This is a genomic window from Pseudomonas sp. G3-19, from assembly GCF_054855875.1.
On record NZ_JBMPIQ010000003.1, the window covers coordinates 3,070,456 to 3,093,100 of the forward strand.

At 60.7% G+C, this 22,645-nt stretch carries 19 protein-coding genes and 1 pseudogene; 12 read left to right on the forward strand and 8 right to left on the reverse strand.

Translation table 11 applies throughout. The features are described from left to right. Window positions 1-430: 430 nt before the first annotated feature. The 3 genes from ACOYXI_RS14060 to hmpA all read right to left on the reverse strand — a co-directional run bounded on the left by ACOYXI_RS14060 (window position 431) and on the right by hmpA (window position 2,945). Window positions 431-940, reverse strand: a complete 510-nt coding sequence (locus ACOYXI_RS14060) for a disulfide bond formation protein B (RefSeq protein WP_025109264.1) — start codon at window positions 938-940, stop codon at window positions 431-433. Between the two features lie 25 nt (window positions 941-965). Further along, complete coding sequence (locus tag ACOYXI_RS14065; protein WP_134787291.1) at window positions 966-1,526, reverse strand: ester cyclase; 561 nt, start codon at window positions 1,524-1,526, stop codon at window positions 966-968. Window positions 1,527-1,763: 237 nt separating this feature from the next. Further along, window positions 1,764-2,945 carry an NO-inducible flavohemoprotein gene (hmpA, locus tag ACOYXI_RS14070; RefSeq protein ID WP_461674978.1) on the reverse strand — a complete coding sequence of 394 codons (1,182 nt, stop codon included), beginning with the start codon at window positions 2,943-2,945 and terminating at the stop codon, window positions 1,764-1,766. 162 nt (window positions 2,946-3,107) lie between these two features. Here hmpA and norR point away from each other — a divergent pair, with 162 nt between their 5' ends. From norR to ACOYXI_RS14095, 5 genes are all read left to right on the forward strand, one after another. Beyond that, window positions 3,108-4,667, forward strand: a complete 1,560-nt coding sequence (gene norR / locus ACOYXI_RS14075; RefSeq protein ID WP_282413091.1) for a nitric oxide reductase transcriptional regulator NorR — start codon at window positions 3,108-3,110, stop codon at window positions 4,665-4,667. Window positions 4,668-4,974: 307 nt separating this feature from the next. Further along, on the forward strand, window positions 4,975-5,877 hold the full coding sequence (locus ACOYXI_RS14080) for a chemotaxis protein CheV (RefSeq protein WP_027612166.1): 903 nt from the start codon (window positions 4,975-4,977) through the stop codon (window positions 5,875-5,877). A gap of 27 nt (window positions 5,878-5,904) precedes the next feature. After that, window positions 5,905-6,363, forward strand: coding sequence for a GNAT family N-acetyltransferase (locus ACOYXI_RS14085; protein WP_134787294.1), 459 nt, complete (start codon window positions 5,905-5,907; stop codon window positions 6,361-6,363). A gap of 145 nt (window positions 6,364-6,508) precedes the next feature. Further along, the gene (locus tag ACOYXI_RS14090; protein ID WP_134787295.1) at window positions 6,509-6,832 is read left to right on the forward strand and encodes a hypothetical protein; all 324 of its coding nucleotides are present in this window, start codon (window positions 6,509-6,511) and stop codon (window positions 6,830-6,832) included. Window positions 6,833-6,918: 86 nt separating this feature from the next. Then, window positions 6,919-7,668 carry a YkgJ family cysteine cluster protein gene (locus ACOYXI_RS14095; RefSeq protein WP_210558540.1) on the forward strand — a complete coding sequence of 250 codons (750 nt, stop codon included), beginning with the start codon at window positions 6,919-6,921 and terminating at the stop codon, window positions 7,666-7,668. A 140-nt stretch (window positions 7,669-7,808) separates the two neighbouring features. On the opposite strand, the gene ACOYXI_RS14100 is transcribed toward ACOYXI_RS14095, so the two are convergent. The 4 genes and pseudogenes from ACOYXI_RS14100 to ACOYXI_RS14115 form a co-directional block, all read right to left on the reverse strand. After that, window positions 7,809-8,912 carry a methyl-accepting chemotaxis protein gene (locus ACOYXI_RS14100; RefSeq protein ID WP_372241229.1) on the reverse strand — a complete coding sequence of 368 codons (1,104 nt, stop codon included), beginning with the start codon at window positions 8,910-8,912 and terminating at the stop codon, window positions 7,809-7,811. Between the two features lie 204 nt (window positions 8,913-9,116). Beyond that, window positions 9,117-9,398, reverse strand: a pseudogene (locus ACOYXI_RS14105) (PAS domain-containing protein); the annotation flags it as partial. 149 nt (window positions 9,399-9,547) lie between these two features. Next, on the reverse strand, window positions 9,548-9,787 hold the full coding sequence (locus ACOYXI_RS14110) for a hypothetical protein (RefSeq protein WP_003228000.1): 240 nt from the start codon (window positions 9,785-9,787) through the stop codon (window positions 9,548-9,550). A gap of 298 nt (window positions 9,788-10,085) precedes the next feature. Further along, entirely contained in the window at window positions 10,086-10,448 is a 363-nt protein-coding gene (locus ACOYXI_RS14115) for a DUF6124 family protein (protein WP_095136865.1), read from the reverse strand. 1,047 nt (window positions 10,449-11,495) lie between these two features. Here ACOYXI_RS14115 and ACOYXI_RS14120 point away from each other — a divergent pair. The 7 genes from ACOYXI_RS14120 (at window position 11,496) to ACOYXI_RS14150 (ending at window position 21,525) form a co-directional block, all read left to right on the forward strand. Continuing rightward, the gene (locus ACOYXI_RS14120; protein ID WP_134787298.1) at window positions 11,496-12,656 is read left to right on the forward strand and encodes an efflux RND transporter periplasmic adaptor subunit; all 1,161 of its coding nucleotides are present in this window, start codon (window positions 11,496-11,498) and stop codon (window positions 12,654-12,656) included. Further along, the gene (locus tag ACOYXI_RS14125; RefSeq protein WP_134787299.1) at window positions 12,653-15,754 is read left to right on the forward strand and encodes a multidrug efflux RND transporter permease subunit; all 3,102 of its coding nucleotides are present in this window, start codon (window positions 12,653-12,655) and stop codon (window positions 15,752-15,754) included. The genes ACOYXI_RS14120 and ACOYXI_RS14125 overlap by 4 nt, the downstream gene beginning before the upstream one ends. Window positions 15,755-15,763: 9 nt before the next feature. After that, window positions 15,764-16,441: a heavy metal response regulator transcription factor gene (locus tag ACOYXI_RS14130; protein ID WP_007916978.1), complete on the forward strand. Its 678-nt coding sequence runs from the start codon at window positions 15,764-15,766 to the stop codon at window positions 16,439-16,441. Next, window positions 16,431-17,795 carry a heavy metal sensor histidine kinase gene (locus tag ACOYXI_RS14135; RefSeq protein ID WP_266273578.1) on the forward strand — a complete coding sequence of 455 codons (1,365 nt, stop codon included), beginning with the start codon at window positions 16,431-16,433 and terminating at the stop codon, window positions 17,793-17,795. Before ACOYXI_RS14130 ends, ACOYXI_RS14135 begins: the two co-directional genes overlap by 11 nt. Before the next feature lie 288 nt (window positions 17,796-18,083). Then, complete coding sequence (locus ACOYXI_RS14140; RefSeq protein ID WP_098965536.1) at window positions 18,084-18,305, forward strand: hypothetical protein; 222 nt, start codon at window positions 18,084-18,086, stop codon at window positions 18,303-18,305. A 197-nt stretch (window positions 18,306-18,502) separates the two neighbouring features. Then, complete coding sequence (locus ACOYXI_RS14145; RefSeq protein WP_098965538.1) at window positions 18,503-19,819, forward strand: OprD family porin; 1,317 nt, start codon at window positions 18,503-18,505, stop codon at window positions 19,817-19,819. A 197-nt stretch (window positions 19,820-20,016) separates the two neighbouring features. Beyond that, a complete protein-coding gene (locus tag ACOYXI_RS14150; RefSeq protein WP_461674979.1) occupies window positions 20,017-21,525 on the forward strand; it encodes a sensor domain-containing diguanylate cyclase in 1,509 nt (502 codons plus the stop codon). Between the two features lie 176 nt (window positions 21,526-21,701). Here ACOYXI_RS14150 and lpxC read toward each other — a convergent pair whose 3' ends face one another. Further along, the gene (gene lpxC / locus ACOYXI_RS14155; protein WP_007961638.1) at window positions 21,702-22,613 is read right to left on the reverse strand and encodes a UDP-3-O-acyl-N-acetylglucosamine deacetylase; all 912 of its coding nucleotides are present in this window, start codon (window positions 22,611-22,613) and stop codon (window positions 21,702-21,704) included. Window positions 22,614-22,645: the final 32 nt, after the last annotated feature.

Consider the following 22,645-nt stretch of genomic DNA (forward strand, 5'->3'; position numbering starts at 1 on the left):
ACCGTTTTTGCAAAAGTTCCGCATGTTATCGAAATCGATTCTCAACAAAAACACCAAAAAATGTAGGCCTATACACCTCAGTTCAGACAGCTCCGAAGGGATTTTCCCAGCGGCGAATCGGCGCAAAGCCCGATATTCAAAGGCCTCTGGCCATCTGCCAGAGCCTGTTAAAACTGCCTGATCTGGCACCTGCGTGCAAAACCAGAAAAATGCCGAAACAGACCAATCCTTTTTTGTAACATTACGCCAATCCGGGTCGCCGAAAGGCCCTGCGACATGGCGCGTGTGACAACATGTCGCACACCTGCCGCACTCTCCATTGCCGTTCGTCACGGTGATTTCACAAACACTCTGAAATGCAAAACGCCCCGATCGGCTGATACGCAAATCGGGGCGTTTTCTGTATCGGCCAATCTGCCGAAGAGTTGATTCAGCGCAGTGCTTTTCGGTTACGCGAGGTCAGCAGCGGCACCAGAATCACCACCAGCACGAACGCCACCAGCGCCCATTGCGCCAGCGACAGACCGAGGATCGGCGGGTACGGCGTCGAGCAGAAACCATCGACCTGGAAGCCCAGCGGGAAGATCTTCGCCAGCGGCAGGTCGTCGACAATCGGCTGCAACACATCGATGCCGCAGCTCACCGCCGGATAGAACTGGGTGTACACGTGATGCCCGGCAACACCGGCGCCGGCGATCGCGCAGATCACCACCAGCACTTCGAACACCGTGATGCTGCGGCGGGTGCGCATGGCCGCGCCGATAAACGCGAACAGCGCAATCAGCAGCAACGCATAACGCTGCAGGATGCACAGCGGGCATGGTGCCTCGCCCAGCACGATCTGCATGTACAGCGCGCCGCCGATCAGTGCCAGACAGATGATGCCCAGCAGCACCAGAAAGCGCCGCTCACGTCCCAGTCGAATCGTTTCCTCGCTCATCGCGTTTCCCTTGTATGTCCATGGTTCAGCTGGCTGGCGGCTGCGCTTGCAGTTGCGCCATCAGACTGATGTTGTCTTCGATATGCCAATTGGCCGCGATGCGACCGTTGTCGATCTGATAGATATCGGTTGCCCGGAAGTCTACACGCTGGCCCTGCCCTTTGAGAGCCTTGAACGTCCCACTGAAGTGTCCGCGAAAGTGCAGATGCACCACCACGCGGTCACCGGCAATGATCATTTGCTCGATCTCGCAGCTCAGGTCCGGCACCGCCGTGCGAAAGAACTTCGATGCCAGCAACGGCCCGGTCGGCCCCTGCACCCGACCTTCGGGCGGGGTCTTGTCGACAAACTGCGGCGACAAGGCTGCCGTGGCCAGGGCCTCTTCCCCACTGTTCCAGAAACTGCCGTAACGCCGCGCCGCCAACTCCATTGCATCGCGCTGAGCCTTGGGCAGGCTCTGATCGACGACCAGGGTCTGTGGTGCGATCAACGCCGATTCGGCCGCAGCAAATGGACTGGCCAGCAAAGCGGCCGACAGGCCAAGCATTGCCAGGCTCAGACGAGAGGAGAAGATGATGTGCGACATGGGAGCGATCCTGATCAGTTAAACGAACGAGCGCCTATCATCAGCATCGGGGAATAAACGATAAACCGGTTAAGAAACGATTAACCTTTAAACACTTTTTAAGAATCAAAGTTGTCTAACGGCCATCGCGAGCAGGCTCACTCCTACAAGAGGTCTGCTTCGTACACCATTTTCATGTACGCCACCGCCCCTGTAGGAGTGAGCCTGCTCGCGATGAAGGCGACTCAGTCCTAAGGATTATTCCAAAGCCGCCGCCGGCCCGAAGAACTCATACCGGCTCTGCTGCTCCGGCACACCCAGCGCCTTCAAATGCCGCTTGATCGCGCCCATGAAGCCCTTCGGCCCCAAGAAGTAAGCGTCGACATCGCGTTGCGCCGGCAGCCACTCACCCAATTGCTCTTGGCTGAGGATCCCGACCTTGTCCGCCGCCGGACTCACGCCGTCGTCTTCGGCGTAGCAATAGAAGCGCTTGAGCTGCGGATGACGCGCCGCCAGCCCATCGATCCAGTCGCGGAACGCATGCACGCTGCCGTTGCGCGCGCAGTGGATAAAGTGCACCGGGCGCTCGGTTTGCAGCGCTGCTTCGAGCATCGCCAAAGTTGGCGTGATGCCGACCCCGCCACTGATCAGCACCAACGGCTTGTCGCTGGCAGTCAGGGTGAACTCGCCCGATGGCGGGAACAGCTGAATGCTCGCGCCGACGTGCAATTGGTCATGCAAGTGGTTGGACGCACGACCACCCGGTTCGCGTTTGACGCTGATGCGGTACTGACCTTTATTGGCCAGTGCCGACAGTGAGTAATTACGGCGGATTTCTTCGCCATCAAGGATCAGCTTCATGCCAATGTACTGACCCGGTTCTGCGGCAAGGATCGGGCCTTTGTCCGCCGGCTCGAAGTAGAACGAAATGATTTCCGCGCTCTCCTCGACCTTGTCCACCACGATGAACTCCCGCGCGCCGCGCCAGCCGCCGACCGCTTGTTCTTTCTGGTCGTAGATCGCGGCTTCAGCGCCGATCAGAATCTCGGCCAATTGCCCGTACGCCGCGCCCCACGCGCTCATCACTTGCGGAGTGGCGATCTCGTCGCCGAGCACTTCGGAGATGGCACGCAGCAGGCAGGTGCCGACAATCGGGTAGTGCTCCGGGAGGATTTGCAGGGCGACGTGCTTGTTGATGATCTTCGCCACCAGATCGCCCAACTGGTCGAGCTGATCGATGTGCCGGGCGTACATCAACACACCATTGGCCAACGCGCGCGGCTGATCGCCACTGGCCTGATGCGCCTGGTTGAACAGTGGGCGTACCTCAGGGTATTCGGAGAGCATCATGCGGTAGAAGTGGGTGATCAGCGCTTCTCCGCCGCTTTCCAACAGAGGCACAGTGGATTTGACGATGGCACGATCCTGGACGCTAAGCATAAGAATGACTCCTGAGCTTTTTGAGAATTACCTTAGGCTTATCAGTTTTCGTGCCAGATAAATTATCGTTATAAATCAATGGTTTATTTTTTACGTAGTCATTTAGACTCAAAGCGTTTTATAGTCATCGCGACTACATCGAGTCTCTTTGACTACAAGACCATGACCGCCAAATCCCTGCTCACCGCTCTACTGCCACTGGTCTCCGACCTGTCCCGCGAACTGCCCGAGGGCGAGCGCTATCGGCGCCTGCTCGAAGCCATGCGCGCCCTGCTGCCGTGCGATGCCGCCGCGTTGCTGCGCCTGGACGGCGAATGGCTGGTGCCGCTGGCGGTGGATGGTTTGAGTACCGACACCCTCGGCCGGCGCTTCAAGGTCAGCGAACATCCCCGTTTCGAGATCCTGCTGGACGGCGCCGGGCCAACGCGGTTCGCCGCCGACAGCGACTTGCCCGATCCTTACGACGGCTTGGTCGATGGTCTGGGCGATCACCTTGAGGTACATGACTGTCTCGGCTGTCCGCTGTTCGTCGATGAAAAACTCTGGGGCCTGATCACCCTTGATGCGCTCGATCCGGAGCGTTTCGAGCCGATCGAACTCGACGCCTTGCAAGCGTTCGCCAGTCTCGCCTCGGCCACGGTCAACGCCGCCGAACGCATTGAGCGCCTGGCGCTGCGTGCCGAGGACGAACACCATCGCGCCGAGGTCTACCGCCAGGCCAGCGGTCAGCAGCAGCGTGAAATGATCGGCCAGAGCAAGGCGCACAAACGGCTGGTGGAGGAAATCAATCTGGTCGGCGGCAGCGACCTGACCGTGCTGATCACCGGCGAAACCGGGGTCGGCAAGGAGTTGGTGGCGCAAGCGATCCACGCCGCCTCGCCGCGCGCCGACAAACCGATCATCAGCCTCAACTGCGCCGCCCTGCCCGACACCTTGGTCGAGAGCGAACTGTTCGGCCATGTGCGCGGCGCCTTTACCGGCGCCACCAGCGACCGCCGCGGCAAGTTCGAACTGGCCAATGGCGGCACGCTGTTTCTCGATGAAGTCGGCGAACTGTCGCTGACCGTACAGGCCAAGTTGCTGCGCGTGCTGCAAAGCGGCCAGTTGCAGCGGCTCGGCTCGGACAAGGAACATCAGGTCGATGTGCGCCTGATCGCCGCGACCAACCGCGATCTGGCCGAAGAAGTGCGCAGCGGCCGCTACCGCGCCGACTTCTATCACCGCTTGAGCGTGTACCCGCTGCGCGTCCCGGCGCTGCGCGATCGCGGCCGCGATGTGTTGCTGCTCAGCGGCTTCTTTCTGGAACAGAACCGCTCGCGCATGGGCCTCAACAGCCTGCGTTTGAGTAGCGATGCCCAGGACGCGTTGCTCGCCTACACTTGGCCGGGCAACGTGCGCGAACTGGAACACTTGATCGGGCGTAGCGCGCTGAAGGCACTGGGCAATTGCAAGGTGCGGCCGAAGATCCTCAGTTTGAGCGCGGCGGATCTGGATTTGCCGCGGGAGGTTGTGGATAACTCGGTTGAGCCGGTTGCCAATATTTTAACCGTGGCACCGTTGATCAATGGCGACTTGCGCAGCGCCACTGAGGAGTATCAGCGCCGCTTGATCAGTGCGGCGCTGGAACGCAATCAGGATAACTGGGCGAGTGCGGCGCGGGAGCTGGGGCTGGATAGGGCGAATCTTGGGCGGATGGCCAAGCGGTTGGGGATGAAGAGCTAAAAGCACACCCTCACCCTAGCCCTCTCCCGGAGGGAGAGGGGACTGATTGGGGGATATTCAAGAATTCCGCCGACGTGAGAGATCTGTACTGAATCCATAATCGACTCGGTCATTCAGGTCGATGTACAGCGCCAGACACCTCGTTCGGCCCCCTCTCCCTTCGGGAGAGGGCTGGGGTGAGGGGCTTTGGATCTGCCGCCAGCCGATAACCGACCTAAAGCCCACCCCGTTAACGCCGATAACCCGGCATCAATAGTTTCTGGCGATTTGCACCCTCGCCCATCACCTTTTTCCACAGAAGGTTTTTATGTCTTCCAACAAAGCCCGCGCAGATTCACTTTCGCTTCTGCTGTTTACCTTGCGCAGCGGCAAGCTGATGGCGATCAACCTGCTGAAAGTCAGTGAAATCATCCCCTGCCCGCCGCTGACCAAAATGCCCGAGTCGCATCCGCACATCAAAGGCATCGCCACCCTGCGCGGCGCGTCGCTGTCGGTGATCGACCTCAGCCGCGCCATCGGCGAGCGACCGCTGGAAGACCCGAACGGCGGCTGCCTGATCGTCACCGACGTCAGCCGCTCCAAGCAGGGCCTGCACGTTCAGGCGGTGAGCAAAATCGTCCATTGCCTGACCACCGACATCAAGCCGCCGCCGTTCGGCTCCGGCGGCTCGCGCGCCTACATCACCGGCGTGACCTCGGTGGACGGCACACTGGTACAAGTGCTCGACATCGAGAAAGTCATCCACAGCATCGCCCCGGCGCAGATCGAAATGGCCCCGACCGACCTGAGCATGGAAGACGCCGAAGTCCTTGGTAACGCACGGATTCTGGTGGTCGACGACAGCCAGGTAGCGCTGCAGCAATCGGTGCACACCCTGCGCAACCTCGGCCTGCAATGCCACACCGCGCGCAGTGCCAAGGAAGCCATCGACTGCCTGCTGGACCTGCAAGGCACCGCGCAACAGATCAACCTGATCGTCTCCGACATCGAAATGTCCGAGATGGACGGCTACGCCTTCACCCGCACCCTGCGCGAGACGCCGGACTTCGCCCACCTCTACGTGCTGCTGCACACCTCGCTCGACAGCGCGATGAACAGCGAGAAAGCGCGTCTGGCCGGGGCCAACGCGGTGCTGACCAAGTTCTCCTCGCCGGAACTGACCCAGCGCCTGATCGAAGCGGCCAAACACGTCGCCGCCAACGGTCACTGAGTTTTGGGCCAGACGTACTGCTTTTTGATGCGGCGCGACCTTCGCCAAGGCGTGTCGCCGATCCACTGGCCGGAAGGCATTGAGCTGAGCACTTATCGCCCGGAACTGGCGGCGGCGGTGCATCAGCTGATGCAACTCGGCTACCGTGAGGGCGGCGGTCGGGTGCCGGCACTGGAGGAGTGGCAGCAGCGGTTTGAAAGCGATGCCGAATACGATCCTGAATTGTGCTTCATCGCCCGCGATAACGAAGGCGTGATCGGCGTGGCGCAATGCTGGACCAGTTCGTACATCAAGAATCTGGTGGTGCACCCACGTGCTCAGGGCCGAGGTTTGGGTCGGGCATTGCTGCTGAATGCATTCAAGGTGTTTCAGCAAAGGCGCGAAGGATTTGTCGATCTGAAGGTGCTGGAAGACAATCTGCGGGCGCAGCGGTTGTATGAGAGTGCCGGGATGATTGTGGTTCGCCGGGAACTTGTGCCGGACTGATCGACCGTCTTCGCGAGCAAGCCCGCTCCCACAGGGGGAACGCATTCCAAATTGTGGGAGCGGGCTTGCTCGCGAAGAGGCCGGCCCAGGCAACTTCTCCCCCTCAGGCATACTCAAACCTTGGCCAAACCAAGGATGCCCAACCATGAAAACCCTCTCCCTGAGCCTGCTCTGCCTCACCGCCCTAGCCTCACAGGCCCACGCCTCCAGCCCCGACGCCTGGGCCGCTTACGACAAAATCGTGCTCGCCAGTTGCACCAAGGCCAGCGGCCTGAAAGACGCCAAACCCGTCGGCACACCCGCGCAATTCGATGACCGCGTCGGCTACACCGCCGTGCTGTTGCAAGGCCAATACCCGCAAAAACACATGAAAGGCCTGCAAGGCACTGAGCTGTGCCTGTACAGCAAAAAGTCGAAAACCGCGTTCGTCACCGAATGGGACTCGATCCGCCCGACCGCCAAGCCCTGAGGGCTGGCGCACAACTTGCTTCGATCAGCCTCAGCCTGGCGACTTTACGTCGCCGTATCACACTCTGATTGAAGATTGATCGTGCAATGAATACGACATTTTCCTGCGTCGGTTGCGGCAAATGCTGCACCGACCACCATGTGCCCCTGACCCTCGCCGAAGCCCGCATGTGGGCGGCGGATGGCGGTCAGGTGATTGTGCTGGTGGAGGCCTTTCTCGGCAACGGCCTGGGCCTGCCGGCGCAGCAGCGTGAACACGCCGAACGGCGTTCGCTGGCAGTGCGCAGCGGCAACACGGATGCCCACGTGGCCATCACCTTCGCCGCCTACAACGTCGGGCGCTGCCGGAATCTTGACGAAGACAACCTGTGCCGTATCTACGAGCGCCGACCGTTGGTGTGCAGGATTTATCCGGCAGAAATCAATCCGCACATCCCGCTCAACCCGGCGGCCAAGGATTGCCCGCCAGAATCGTGGCAACAGGGGCCGCTGCTGATTGTCGGCGGGGAGCTGGTCGATCAGGAACTGCTGGCGTTGATCCAGCGTTCGCGCCAGGCCGATCGCGATGACATCCGGATCAAGGATGCAATCTGCGCGGCGCTGGGGATTCGCACCACGGCGCTCAAGGGCGATGGATTTACCGCGTATTTGCCGCAGATGGACGCTTTTGCGGCTGTGATCGATCAGGTTTCAGCACAGCCGCTGAGTGGAACGTCCAGTGAATGGCTGTTTCATTTGTCCGGGGATGATGTGGCTGGGCAGTTGCTGGCGGCCGGGGCGCAGGTGGTGACTGAGCCGGCGCAGACGTATGCATTCATTTCGCTGCGGGCGGCTTGATCCGGATTTTGTACTGCCTGCAATGGCCCCTTCGGGAGCAAGCCCCCTCCCACAGGGTTTTGAGTTGTACACAGAATAAATGATCAACTCACAAACCTGTGGGAGGGGGCTTGCTCCCGAAGAGGTCGGCCCAGACTACCTCAATCCCGAACCTGCCGCCGCCCCCAGAACTCCCGCGCCAGCAACCGCAAATCCCCCGCCAGCCCCGCCACATCTTCCGAATTGCGCTGACTCTGCCGCCCCTCATCCACCGTCAATTCCGACGCCGTGCGAATGCTGACGATGTTGCGATTGATGTCCTCGCTCACCGCACTCTGCTGCTCCACCGCCGCGGCAATCTGCAGGCTCATCTCGGTGATCTGCTCAACCCGCTCACTGATCCCGTCCAGTGCCCGCGCCGCGCGCTGTGCCTGTTCGACGCTGTTATCCACATGCTCGCTGCTCTGCTGCATCACCAGCACTGCATCGCGCGCGCCATTTTGCAGGCTGCTGATCATCCGCTGGATCTCGTTGGTCGACTGCTGCGTGCGTTGCGCCAACCCGCGCACCTCATCGGCCACCACTGCAAAACCGCGCCCGGCATCACCAGCGCGCGCCGCTTCGATCGCCGCGTTGAGCGCCAGCAGATTGGTCTGCTCGGCAATGCTGCGGATCACCTCCATCACCCCGGAAATCTCGCTGCTGTGGCCTTCGAGCTGATGAATCACCTCGGTCGCCCGCCGCAACTCCTCGGCCAGACGCAACACCGCACTGCGACTCTCGCCGACCAGCAAATGCCCTTCGCGGGTTTCCGTGCCGGCCATGTCCGCCGCTACCGACGCCTGCTGCGCATGGCTGGCAACTTGCGCGACGCTGGCGGCCATCTGATGAATCGCCGCCGCCACCTGATCGGTTTCCGCTTGCTGCGCCAACGAACTGCTGTGGCTGCTTTGCAAATGATCAACCAGTTGCGCCGCATGCCCGGCCAACTGCTGCGATGCATCACCGATGCGCCCGACCACAGCGCCGACCTGCGCTTCGAGCATCTGCAGGGCGAATTCAATCTGGCCGATTTCATCGCGGCGCCCGGTGTAAATGCTCTGACTCAACGGATTGTCCGCGACCTGCCGCGCCCGTTCGCTCAGCCGCTCCAGCGGCCGCAAGATCCAGCGCACGCCCAACGCGCAGAGACTGCTGCCGACAACAAATGCCAGCCCATCGATCCATGCCGACTCCGGACGCAACCAGGCCTCGATCCCCAACACCAGCCCCAGCAACGCACTGGCCAACACCGTGATCCTGCCACGCAGACCTAAAGTGGGCAGCGGCCGCCGTCCCTTCAACTCTCCACGCAACTGCGCGTACACCCGCTCCGCCGCCGCCACCTGCCGTGCATCCGGCCGGGTGCGCACCGACTGATACTCCACCGCCACGCCGTTCTGCGTAACCGGCGTGACATACGCGCTGACCCAATAATGATCGCCATTCTTGCAACGATTCTTCACCAGCCCCATCCACGAGCGTCCGTCCTTCAGCGTCTGCCACATGTGCGCAAACGCCTGCGCCGGCATGTCCGGATGGCGCAACAGGTTGTGTGGCGTGCCGAGCAATTCGTCGCGACTGTAGCCGCTGATCCTGATGAAATCGTCGTTGGCGTAAGTGATCGCGCTGGTCAGATCAGTGGTCGAAAGAATGTTCGCGTCCGGCGCCACATCGACGTTACGGCCGGTTACCGGGAGATTGATCTTCATGGAAAGCGCGCTCGTTTTATGGGAAGAGTCGGCAGGGCTGCTGACTCTAAGCGCACCAATTGGTCAAATATTGATCTGGCTCAGGATCTGAGCACTTAGCCATCACTGCGACCGAAAATCGCAGTCGATGGCTGAAGGCGGGATGAAACTCAGCGCTTGCCCATCGAGCGACGGGTGCCCGGCGGCGCCATGCCCGGGGTCTTGGTGTGGCCGTTCTTGGCGCCGTTCTTGTACCACGGCTGATTCGAACCCTTGGCGGCCGCCAGTTCACCCGGTTTGAACGGGAATTTGAAAGCCGCAATCTCGGGTTTGCTCTCGCTGGCGTCAGCCAGTTCAGCCGGGACATCGCTCACAGCGTCGTCAACCGGCGGTTGGGTCGGGGAAGTCATAAAAGCTCCGCAAAGCAAAAAAGTCGGGCCCGAACAGTGAGCCGCGAAGGCGCGCAGTATACCTGCGCGCCTTGCGACAGCACCTGAAGATTTGCAGCGCACGCCGAACGGTTTAGAGGTAGGTGATGGTGCAATGTTTGCCGAATTGGGATTGATCGGTCCCTTTATGGGTCCGGCTGACACCAATAGCCGGCAGAGATGCATCGCCCGCACAAACGCCTTCGCGAGCAAGCTCGCTCCCACAGGTGAGTGGGAGTGAGCCTGCTCGCGATGAAGGATGACGCGGTGCTCGGACGAATCAAGTGCGTGGATCAACCCGATCCAGCGCCCGGTTCACCGCCAGTTCGGCGAGCATGACGATCTGCTGGATCGCCAACGCCGTGCTGCGTTGCGGACCGCCGAGTTCATTGGCGAAATTGCTGGCCATGGCACTGGCAGAGGCCAACGATTCGTAAGCGTGGGCGAGCAGAGTTTCGGTGTCGATGCCTGGGTTGACCAGAAACATCGTGCTTGGCTGTCGCGGCTGGGCGGGTTGTGGACTGAGGTAGAAATCGAGCGCGCGTTTTATGGCTTCGCGGTTTTTGGCGAGGTCTTCAGCGCGGATGGCTTCGGCGAGCGGGGTTGTGGTTTCTACGGGAGGATCGGGTACGGGTTTCGACATTGAATTGATCTCTAATCATCTGATTAAAGCCATCTCTGTCGTTCTCACGCGACGAAGAGGTGGCAGCTATGTGCGGAGTGAGAAACCGGTAAGAGATCAACCCGGCCGAACCGAAGTCCGCCCGCACACAGCCGCCATAGAAGATCGTCGGCAGCAAATAAGCTGACGGCGATTATGGTGCGGCTGGCGCTTGATTAAAACCTCTCAGCGGGTTCTCACACCCGATCACCGATTTGCGGTGACAACCAAAGCCTAAAGACCGCACTTCCGACGGACAACCTGAAAACCTTGTGGGAAGGTTCTGGTTATTTGGCACAGAATTAAACAGCCTCAGACCATGGGGCGGATGGACTGGCCTCATCGCCAGCAGGCTGGCTCCCCACAGTTGAATTGAGTGCATTCAGTTGAGTATTGGTCGGCTATCAGGCCGCCTTCGCGAGCAAGCCCGCTCCCACAGTGGGATTGGGTGAGTCAGTTGGAGATTGGTCGGCTATCAGGCCGCCATCGCTGGCAAGCCAGCTCCCACGAAAGAGCAAAAGCAAGATCAAAAGATCGCAGCCTCCGGCAGCTCCTACAGGGAAGACAAGTACAACCCGCACGCGGCGCATGCCGCCCCACTCCAGGATGAGCGCAAGCTCGGCTGCAGCTCTTGATCTTGATCTTGATCCACGGGCGACGTCGGAAGGCTGAGTGGAGGGATTGATCCGGGGGTGGGAGCGCAGCGACCGTTTGGCGAAGCCAAACACAGCGAGAGGAGGTGCAGCGAAGCAAACCGTAGGCGCTGCGCCCGGATCGATCCCGGAGCGAAGGGACCCCGAGCCCCAGCGAGCGGGCCGAACGCAGGAGCAAGCGTTTTTGGTTACTTTTTAGGCGTTTGTAAAAAGTGACCCGCCGTAAGGGCGGAACCGTAATCAGCCACACCCGCAGAAACGGATATACACCCCGGCGAAACTGACAGCGCTGACAGCTAGCCGTCACCCTACTGACCTGCAGACAGGTTTATAAAGACAACAACCCTGCCCAAACTCCGTCCGGCGCCCACCCCGCATGCGAATCCAAAAGAACAAAGCCCTGCTCGCCACCCTGTTGATCGTCCTCGCAGGCGCAGGTCTGTGGTACACCCTGAAACCCGCCCCGACCAAACTGGCCACCCCAACCGCCATCCCGGTCCGCGTCGTCACCGTCAGCGAAAAAGACGTCCCCCGCTACACCAGCGGCATCGGCTCCGTACTCTCATTACACAGCGTCGTAGTGCGCCCACAAGTCGACGGCATCCTCACCAAAATCCTCGTCAAGGAAGGCCAACTCGTCAAAGCAGGCGACCTGCTCGCCACCATCGACGACCGCTCGATCCGCGCCAGCCTCGACCAGGCCCGCGCGCAACTGGGCGAAAGCCAGGCGCAACTGCAAGTCGCCCTGGTCAACCTCAAACGCTACAAACTGCTCAGCGTCGACGACGGCGTCTCCAAACAGACCTACGACCAGCAACAAGCACTGGTCAACCAATTGAAAGCCACCGCCCAAGGCAACCAGGCCTCGATCGACGCGGCGCAAGTACAACTTTCCTACACGCAGATCCGCTCCCCGGTCACCGGCCGCGTCGGTATTCGTACAGTCGATGAAGGCAACTTCCTGCGCATGACCGACACCGCCGGCCTGTTCACCGTGACCCAGATCGACCCGATCGCCGTGGAATTCTCGCTGCCGCAGCAAATGCTGCCGACCCTGCAGGGCCTGATCAACGATCCGCAGCACGCACAGGTCAAGGCCTACATCGGCGCCGACACCGACGGTGAAACCGGCAACCTGCTCGGCGAAGGTCACCTGACCCTGATCGACAACCAGATCAACGCCAACACCGGCACCATCCGCGCCAAGGCCGAATTCGACAATGCCAGCCAGAAGCTCTGGCCGGGCCTGCTGGTGACGGTAAAAATTCAGACGGCACTGGATAAGAATGCGCTGGTGGTGCCGCCCACTGTCGTACAGCGCGGTCTCGATCAACACTTCGTTTACCGGGTGAGTGGCGACAAAGTCGAAGCCGTACAAGTGCAGATGGTCTATCAGGGCAGCGGCCAGGACATCATCAAAGGCGTGAAGGCCGGTGACGTACTGGTGACCGACGGCCAGTCGCGGCTCAAACCCGGCTCGACCGTGCAGGTCATGAGCGAGCCGCCACAGGTGGTGCAAGCGGAGCCGAAACCATGAAGGCGCACAAAGGCGTCTCCACCTGGTGCATCAATCACCCGGTCGCGACGATTCTGCTGACCATCGCATTGGTGCTGGTCGGCGTGATTGCCTTCCCGCGCCTGCCGATCGCCCCACTGCCGGAAGCGGAATTTCCGACAATTCAGGTCTCGGCGCAGTTGCCCGGCGCCAGCCCCGACACCATGGCCTCGTCCGTGGCCACGCCGCTGGAGGTGCAATTCAGCGCCATCCCCGGCATGACCCAGATGACCTCCAGCAGTGCGCTCGGCTCCAGCCTGCTGACCCTGCAATTCACTCTCGACAAGAGCATCGACACCGCCGCTCAGGAAGTCCAGGCCGCGATCAACACCGCCGCCGGCAAGCTGCCCAAGGACATGCCGACCCTGCCGACCTGGAAGAAGGTCAACCCGGCCGACAGCCCGGTGCTGATCTTAAGCGTCAGCTCGACGCAAATGCCCGGCACCGAACTCAGCGACCTGGTGGAAACCCTGCTCTCGCGCCAGATCAGTCAGATCGACGGTGTAGGCCAGATCAACATCACCGGTCAGCAACGTCCGGCGATTCGCGTGCAAGCCTCGGCCGACAAACTGGCGGCCATCGGCCTGACCCTGGCCGACATTCGTCTGGCGATCCAGCAGACCAGTCTCAACCTTGCCAAAGGCGCGTTGTACGGCGAATCGAGCATCTCGACGCTGTCGACCAACGACCAGTTGTTCAAACCCGAGGACTACAGCCAACTCATCGTTTCCTACAAGGACGGCGCCCCGGTTCACCTGCGGGATGTCGCCAAAGTCGTCAACGGTTCGGAAGATGCCTACGTGCAAGCCTGGGCCGGTGATCAACCCGGGGTGAACCTGGTGATCTCGCGCCAGCCCGGCGCGAACATCGTCGAAACCGTCGACCGCATTCAAGCCGCCCTGCCCGGCCTCGAAGCCATGCTCCCGGCCTCGGTGCAGGTGAAAACCCTGATCGACCGCACCCAGACCATCCGCGCCTCGCTGCATGAAGTCGAGATCACCCTGTTGATCGCGATCCTGCTGGTGGTGGCGGTGATGGCGCTGTTCCTGCGGCAGTTGTCGGCGACCATGATCGTCTCGGCGGTGCTCGGTGTATCGCTGACCGCCAGTTTCGCCCTGATGTACCTGTTGGGCTTCAGCCTGAACAACTTGACGCTGGTGGCGATCGTCGTCGCGGTCGGGTTTGTCGTGGACGATGCGATTGTGGTGGTGGAGAACATCCACCGGCATCTGGAGGCCGGCGACAGCATGCGCGAAGCGGCGGTCAAAGGTGCCGGCGAGATCGGCTTCACCGTGGTGTCGATCAGTTTCTCGCTGGTGGCAGCGTTTATTCCGCTGCTATTCATGGGCGGCGTGGTCGGGCGGTTGTTCAAGGAATTCGCCCTGACGGCGACCTCGACCATTCTGATTTCGGTGGTGGTGTCGCTGACCCTCGCGCCGACGCTGGCAGCGCTATTCATGCGCAAACCGGTGCATCACGCCCACGACAAACCGGGCTTCAGCGAACGCCTGCTCGGCTGGTACGAAAAAGGTCTGCGCCGCGCCCTCGCCCACCAGAAACTGATGATCGGCGTGTTCGGCCTGTCGCTGGCACTGGCGATTGCCGGTTACATCTTTATCCCCAAGGGATTCTTCCCGGTTCAGGACACCGGATTCGTCCTCGGCACTACCGAAGCCGCTGCGGATATTTCCTACGGCGACATGGTGAAAAAACACTTGGCCATGGCCGAAATCGTCGCCGCCGATCCGGCCGTTCAGGCGTTCTCGCACTCGGTGGGGGTGTCCGGCAGCAACCAGACCATCGCCAATGGGCGCTTCTGGATCGCCCTGAAAAAACGCGGTGACCGCGACGTCTCGGCCAGCCAGTTCATCGACCGCATTCGTCCGCAACTGATGAAAGTCCCGGGCATCGTCCTGTACCTGCGCGCCGGTCAGGACATCAACCTCAGCTCCGGGCCGAGCCGTGCGCAGTACCAATACGTGCTCAAGAGCAATGACGGCGCGACCCTCGCCACCTGGACCCAACGCCTGACCGAAAAACTGCGCAGCAACCCGGCGTTCCGCGACATTTCCAACGACCTGCAACTGGGCGGCAGCATCACTCACATCAGCATCGACCGCAGCGCCGCCGCGCGTTTCGGCCTGACCGCGAGTGATGTCGACGAGGCGCTGTACGACGCCTTTGGTCAGCGTCAGATCAACGAGTTCCAGACCCAGGTCAACCAGTACAACGTGATTCTGGAGCTGGACACCAAGCAACGCGGCAAGGCCGAAAGCCTCAACTATTTCTACCTGCGCTCGCCGCTGAGTGGCGAGATGGTGCCGCTGTCGGCGCTGGCCAAATTCGATGCGCCGACCATCGGCCCGCTGTCGATTGCCCATGACGGCATGTTCCCCGCCGCCAACCTGTCGTTCAACCTGGCGCCCGGCGTGGCGTTGGGCGACGCGGTGATCCTGCTCAATCAGGCCAAGGCCGAGATCGGCATGCCGATCGCGATCAGCGGCAATTTCCAGGGCGCGGCGCAGGCGTTCCAGAGTTCGCTGGCCAGTCAGCCGTGGCTGATTCTCGCGGCGCTGGTGGCGGTGTACATCATTCTCGGCGTGCTCTATGAGAGCTTCGTACATCCGCTGACAATCATCTCGACGCTGCCGGCGGCCGGTCTCGGGGCGGTGATCATGCTGTGGATCTGCGGTCAGGATTTTTCGATCATGGCGTTGATCGGGCTGGTGTTGCTGATCGGTATCGTCAAGAAGAACGGCATCCTGATGATCGACTTTGCCCTGGAAGCCCAGCGCAATCGCGGACTGGCGCCGCAGGATGCGATTTTCGAAGCGTGCCTGACGCGGTTCCGGCCGATCATCATGACCACCCTCGCCGCGCTGCTCGGCGCGTTGCCGCTGATGCTCGGTTACGGCACCGGCGCGGAACTGCGCCAGCCGCTGGGGATCGCGGTGGTGGGCGGCTTGCTGGTCAGCCAGATGCTGACGCTGTTTACTACGCCGGTCATATACTTGTGGCTTGAGCGGCTATTCCACAGGCCCAAACCAATGCCCACGACGGCACTGGCGACCACAGACTGAGGCAGGGTCATGCGCGTTCTGATTATCGAAGACGAGGAAAAAACCGCGGATTATCTGCACCGCGGTCTGACGGAACAGGGTTACACCGTGGACCTGGCCCGCGACGGCGTCGAAGGCCTGCATCTGGCGCTGGAAAGCGACTACGCGGTGATCGTCCTCGACGTCATGCTGCCGGGCCTGGATGGCTTCGGCGTGCTGCGCGCATTGCGTGCGCGCAAGCAGACCCCGGTGATCATGCTCACCGCCCGCGAGCGCGTCGAAGACCGGATCAAGGGCCTGCGTGACGGCGCCGACGATTACCTCGGCAAGCCGTTTTCCTTCCTTGAACTGGTAGCCCGCCTGCAAGCGCTGACCCGGCGCAGCGGCGGCCATGAACCGGTGCAAGTGAGCATCGCCGACCTGTGGATCGATCTGATCAGCCGCAAGGCCACCCGCGCCGGCACCCGCCTGGATCTGACGGCGAAAGAGTTCTCGCTGCTCAGTGTTCTGGCGCGCCGGCAAGGTGAAATCCTCTCGAAAACCGCGATTGCCGAGATGGTCTGGGACATCAATTTCGACAGCGACGCGAATGTCGTCGAAGTCGCGATCAAGCGCCTGCGAGCCAAACTCGACGGGCCGTTCGACGAGAAACTGCTGCACACCATTCGTGGCATGGGTTACGTGCTGGAGAGCCGTGGTGTCCAGTAATTCGATTGCCCTGCGTTTGAGCGGGATGTTTACGCTGGTGGCGCTGCTGGTGTTTCTGTTGATTGGCGGCGCGCTGTATCAGCAGGTCGACAAAGGCCTGGGTCTGCTGCCGGAAGCCGAGCTGGATGCGCGTTACAGCGTGCTGGAGTCGGCGCTCAATCGTTATGGCACGCCTGAGCATTGGGTGAAGATCAACGCCAAGCTCAAGCTGCTCGGCGAGGAAGACAAGCGCATTCGTTTCTGGGTGGTCAGCGGTGATCCCGGTTACGAGTACGGCGCGCCGGACGCGCAAATCCGCGCCTTCGCCAAAGGGCCGCTGGGCATGCATGACCTGCAGTTGCCCGAGCATCCTTATCCGCTGAAAGTGCTGCTGACCGAGTTACCCGCCAAGGATCAACGCCCGCCGCTGCGCTTCATGATCGGCATCGATACCGAGACTTTCCACGAGACTCAGCACAACCTGCTGATCGCCTTGGTCAGCCTGGCGATTGTCGGCGTGCTGCTGGCCTCGGCGCTGGGCTACTGGGTGGCGCGGATCGGCCTCAAGCCGTTGATCAAACTGTCTCACGAAGCCCAGCGCCTGGCACCGCCACTACGGGCCGGACGCCTGCGCATGTCGCCCTTGCCGCCGGAGCTGGAGCAGTTTGTCGACTCGTTCAACTCAACCCTGGAGCGGGTCGAACAGGCCTATTCGCGCCTGGAATCGTTCAACGCCGACGTCGCCCATGAACTGCGCTCGCCACTGACCAACCTGATCGGCCAGACCCAGGTCGCGCTGACCCGCGGGCGCTCCGCCGAACACTATTTCGAAGTGCTGCAATCGAACCTCGAAGAGCTGGAACGCCTGCGTTCGATCATCAACGACATGCTGTTTCTGGCCAGCGCCGACCAGGGCAGCAAGGCGACCAAGCTCACCGAAACTTCGCTGGCTGATGAAGTCGCGACCACGCTCGAGTACCTGGATTTCATCCTCGAAGACGCGCAAGTGCAGGTGCACGTCAGTGGCGATGCGCAGGTGCGGATCGAGATCGCGCATCTGCGCCGGGCACTGATCAATCTGCTGAGCAACGCCGTGCAGCACACCGAGCCGGGCCAGGTGATCGAGGTGCACATCGAAGTTGAAGAGCATCAGGTCAGCATCGGCGTGGCCAATCCGGGCTCGCCGATTGCCAGCGAGCACTTGCCGCGCTTGTTCGAGCGCTTCTATCGGGTCGATGCCTCGCGCAGCAACAGCGGCAACAACCATGGGCTGGGGCTGGCGATCGTCAAGGCAATTGCTCTGATGCACGGTGGCGATGTGTTTGTGCGCAGTGATCGGGGGATGAATACCTTCGGCATCCACCTTCCCGTTTAATCGCTGATTAAAGTCCCCTGTGGCGAGGGGATTCATCCCCGATGGGTTGCGAAGCGACCCCAAAATCAGCGATCGCGATCTTCCTGACACAACCAGTACAAAGGATTGAGGGCTGCTTCGCAGCCCATCGGGGATGAATCCCCTAGCCACAAGGAATGGCGTTCACCCGTGGTTGATCTTTGCTTCTGCTGTAACAGTCATTTATGAAAATCACGCTGTTTCCCAACGTCCGGCAACCTTATCTTTGCCCGCACCAAACAGCACTTGCCAAGCAAGAAGGTTTTCCAGATGTCCAACAGTATGGGTATTGCCAGCGCTTTCGTTTTGTCCTCATTGATCCTGTCGCCAATGGCGATGGCTGAAGAATCGCAGTCGTTCGTAGCGCAGAATGCCGCTCGCGCTCACGCCTTCGAACAGTATCAGGCAGAAGTGATGGCCAAGTCGCAGGACGCCTCGCAAGCCCCTCAAGCCGCCACTTCCCAGGCTCAAGCGGCCGAGAAAGACAGCTGAGTCGCGCACCGCGAAACATTTCCCTCGACGCGGTTGTTTGGCTCTTCCCGTTCAACCGTCGTCCTTCCAGGCCGCTGCCTTTCAGCGGCCTTTTTTCGTTGTGGTCTGAAAGCCGTTTGGTTCGTCTGTAAAAAACAAGAAACATCCCGCACCTCAAGACATTGAAGTGTCAGTTGACCCAAGGAGCTCCGTCGCAAGTGCGTTACCCAGTCAGTTTCACCCCGCTGTTCATTGCAATTGCCGCAACGATTGCCCCCACAGCCCAAGCCGACGAAGCCGCCAAACAAGGCTTCATCGAAGGCTCGAGCCTCAACCTCAACGCCCGCAACTACTACATGAATCGCAACCGTCTGCAGCAGACGGACGACAACATCGAGTGGGGCCAGGGTTTTCTCGGGATCTTCCAGTCGGGTTACACCGAAGGCACGGTCGGCTTCGGCATCGACGCCCACGCCATGCTCGGGCTGAAGCTCGACGGCGGTGGCGGTACCGATGGTTCGAGCATCCTGCCGATCAGCGATGGCAACGGCAAAGCGCCGGGCTCGTTCTCGACTGCGGGCGGCACGTTGAAGATGCGCGCGTTCGATACCGAGCTGAAGGCCGGTGACCTGTTCCTCACCAACCCGGTGATTGCCGGCGGTGATTCGCGCATGCTGCCGCAGACCTTTCGTGGCGTGAGCCTGACCAACCACAGCTTCGACGGCTGGATGTTCGAAGGTGGCCAGGCCAGTTTTACCAAGCCGTACAATCAGAGCGGTCGCCAGCGCATCGGCACGTCCTACGGCAAACTCGCCGAGGGCGACGAAAGCCGACACCTGAACTGGGCCGGCGTGTCCTGGAGCGGCGTCGAAGGGCTGACCAGCAACCTGTACGCCGCCGAGCTGAAGGACATCTGGAACCAGTACTACTACGACCTGGATTACACCTGGCAGTTGACCGATCTGGTCAGCCTCAACCCGGGCCTGCACTTCTATCACACGCAGGACACCGGCGACGCGCTGCTGGGTAACATCGACAACAATACCTACAGCCTGCATTTCACCGTCGGCATCGGCAACCACAGCGTCACCGCTGCGTACCAGCGCGTGAACGGCAACACGCCGTTCGACTACATCAGCCAGGGCGACAGCGTTTACCTCGATAACTCGCAACAGTACTCGGACTTCAACGGCCCGAACGAGCGCTCGTGGAAGCTCAAGTACGCCTATGACTTCGCCGGTCTCGGTGTGCCGGGCCTGACTTCGGCAGTTTCCTATTCGCGCGGCACCGTGGACCTGACCAAGGTCGATCCGGGCAGCAAAGGCTATGCCTCGTGGTACAGCGCTGACGGTCGCAACGCCAAGCACTGGGAACGCGACCTTGATCTGAAATACGTGGTGCAGAGCGGTCAGGCGAAAGACCTCGCGGTACGCCTGCAATGGGCGACCAACCGGGGTGGCAACGGTTACGGCGCGATTGATACCGATACCGATGAATACCGGGTGATTGTCGACTACCCGATCAACGTCTTCTAAGATCCCCCCTGCACCACGGTCTTGAATTTAGAGATGTACCCTGTGGGAGCGGGCTTGCTCGCGAATGCGCTGCATCAGTCGACATCAATGTTGAATGACACGGCGCATTCGCGAGCAAGCCCGCTCCCACAATGGAATACCGTCACTGACTTGATGCAACTACGCTAATAAGATCCTCCCAACCGACAGCCCCCATCATGATCGCGAGCCGTACCCCACCTCTGGCGGGCAAGACCGGACGCCCCGAATTGCTGCTGATCTGCGGCAGTTCGCTGACCGTGATCGCGATTCTGTGCATCGTCACTTTTCTGCTGATTCGTGAGCACGCCAACGCTCAGGAAGCGGCCACCCGCAGTGCCACCACCATCGCCCAGTTGATCGACGCCGACGTCCTGCGCACGGTCGAGCTGTACGACCTGACCTTGCAAGGCCTGATCGCCGCCGCCCAGCGTGATGATCTGCGCGACGTCACCCCGCAGATCCGCCATCTGGCGCTGTTCGACCGCTCCACTACCGCGCGCTTCAAGGGCGACATCCTGCTGCTCGACAAGCATGGCGATGTGGTCGCCGACTCATCACGCATCGAACCCAAACCGGGCAACTTCGCCGACCGCGATTATTTCCTCGCCCATGCCTTCAACCGTGACATGGGCATGTTCATCAGCCGCCCGTTCAAGACCCGCTGCGATTGCGACGAAGCCAATCAGTGGCGCATCAGCTTCAGTCGGCGGATTTCTTCGGACACTGGAGAATTCGCCGGTGTGGCGGTGGCGTCGATGAAACTCGACTACTTCGATCAACTGTTCAACAGCCTCGACATCGGCAAAGACAGCACGCTGAACATCATCAACAGCGACGGCGTGCTGCTGGCGCAGAAGCCTTATCTGCAAAGCGACTCCATCGGCAAGAGTTTCGGCAACCGGCCCAACGTGGTGCGGATTCTCGGCGACAAGGACGGCAGTGGCAGTTTCACCAGCACCTCGAGCATGGATCATCAGCAGCGCCTCTATACCTATTCGCGAGTCGGGAATTTGCCGTTGACGGTGATGGTCGCGCTTTCCAGTGATGAGGTGTTCGGCACTTGGCGCCGCACGGCGCTGTTGATCAGCGGCGCCACCGGCGTGCTGTGTGCCGGACTGCTGTGGCTGACCTGGCTACTTGCCCGCGAACTGCGTTTGCGCCAGCGCGCCGAACGCGAACTGGCGCAACTGGCCGCCACCGATGCGCTGACCGACGTGGCCAACCGGCGGATGCTCGATCAGTCGCTGCGCCACGAATGGTTCCGCGCCCAGCGTTCGGGCAAGCCGCTGTCGGTGATGATGATCGATGCCGACCACTTCAAGGCCTTCAACGACCGGCATGGGCACCAGGCCGGTGATCAGGCGCTGCGCGAACTGGCCAGGGTAATCACGGCGAACGTGCGACGACCAGGGGATCTGGTCGCCCGTTACGGTGGCGAAGAGTTCTCGGTGATTCTCGCCGAAACCGACAGCAGCGGCGCACGACAGATTGCCGAACATATCCGCCAGGCGGTCGAGCAGATGCCAAGGGTCGAGGGCGCGGACGTGGCGATGACCGTCAGTATCGGTATCAGCACCTGGACGGCAACGGTCGAGATGTCGCTGGAGCAACTGCTGTTTGCGGCGGACAAGGCGCTGTATCAGGCCAAAGAAGGTGGGCGCAATCGGGTGGTGGTGGCTGGCTGATTTTTGCGGCGATTGAACTGGCGTCTTCGCGAGCAAGCTCGCTCCCACCAGGGAACGCATTCCAAATGTGGGAGCGAGCTTGCTCGCGAAGAGGCCAGCCCAGGCAACACAAAAATTGCAGGCATAAAAAAAGGCCATCCGAGGATGGCCTTCAAAAAACTAGAGAGGTTTTTTACTTACACTGCCGCAACCGGGCGCATGTAAGAGATCGGTGCAGTGCTGGCGTCTTCGAACGTCACGACTTCCCACGCATCTGTCTGCTCAATCAACTTGCGCAGCAGCTGGTTGTTCAGTGCATGACCGGACTTGAAGCCTTTGAACTCACCAATCAGGCTGTTACCCAGCAGGTACAGGTCGCCAATCGCATCGAGGATCTTGTGCTTCACGAATTCGTCTTCGTAGCGAAGGCCGTCTTCGTTCAGTACACCATCGGAATCAACCACGATCGCGTTTTCAACGCTGCCGCCGAGTGCGAGGTTGTGCTTGCGCAGGTACTCGATGTCACTCATGAAACCGAAAGTACGGGCGCGGCTGACTTCTTTTACGAACGAAGTGCTGGAAAAATCCACGCTTGCACTTTGGGTGCGGTCCCGGAAAACCGGGTGATCGAAATCGATCTCGAAGCTCACCTTGAACCCTTCGAAAGGGACGAAAGTGGCGCGCTTGTCGCCGTCTTCCACTGTCACTTCACGCAGGATGCGGATGAATTTCTTGGCGGCGTCCTGCTCTTCCAGGCCAGCCGATTGAATCAGGAATACGAACGGTCCAGCGCTACCATCCATGATCGGGACTTCGGACGCGGAGAGCTCGACGTAGGCGTTATCGATGCCCAGGCCAGCCATGGCCGAGAGCAAGTGCTCTACCGTGTCCACTTTGACGTCGCCGTTGATCAGCGTCGTCGACATAGTGGTTTCACCGACGTTTTCCGCGCGAGCAGGAATCTGCACCACAGGGTCGAGGTCAGCGCGACAAAACACAATGCCAGTGTCGACAGGCGCAGGCTTGAGGGTCAGGTAGACCTTCTCCCCGGAATGCAGGCCTACACCTGTGGCACGGATAATATTTTTCAGTGTGCGTTGTTTAATCATGGCTTGGGCCGCTTCAGCGCAAATTGCGAACT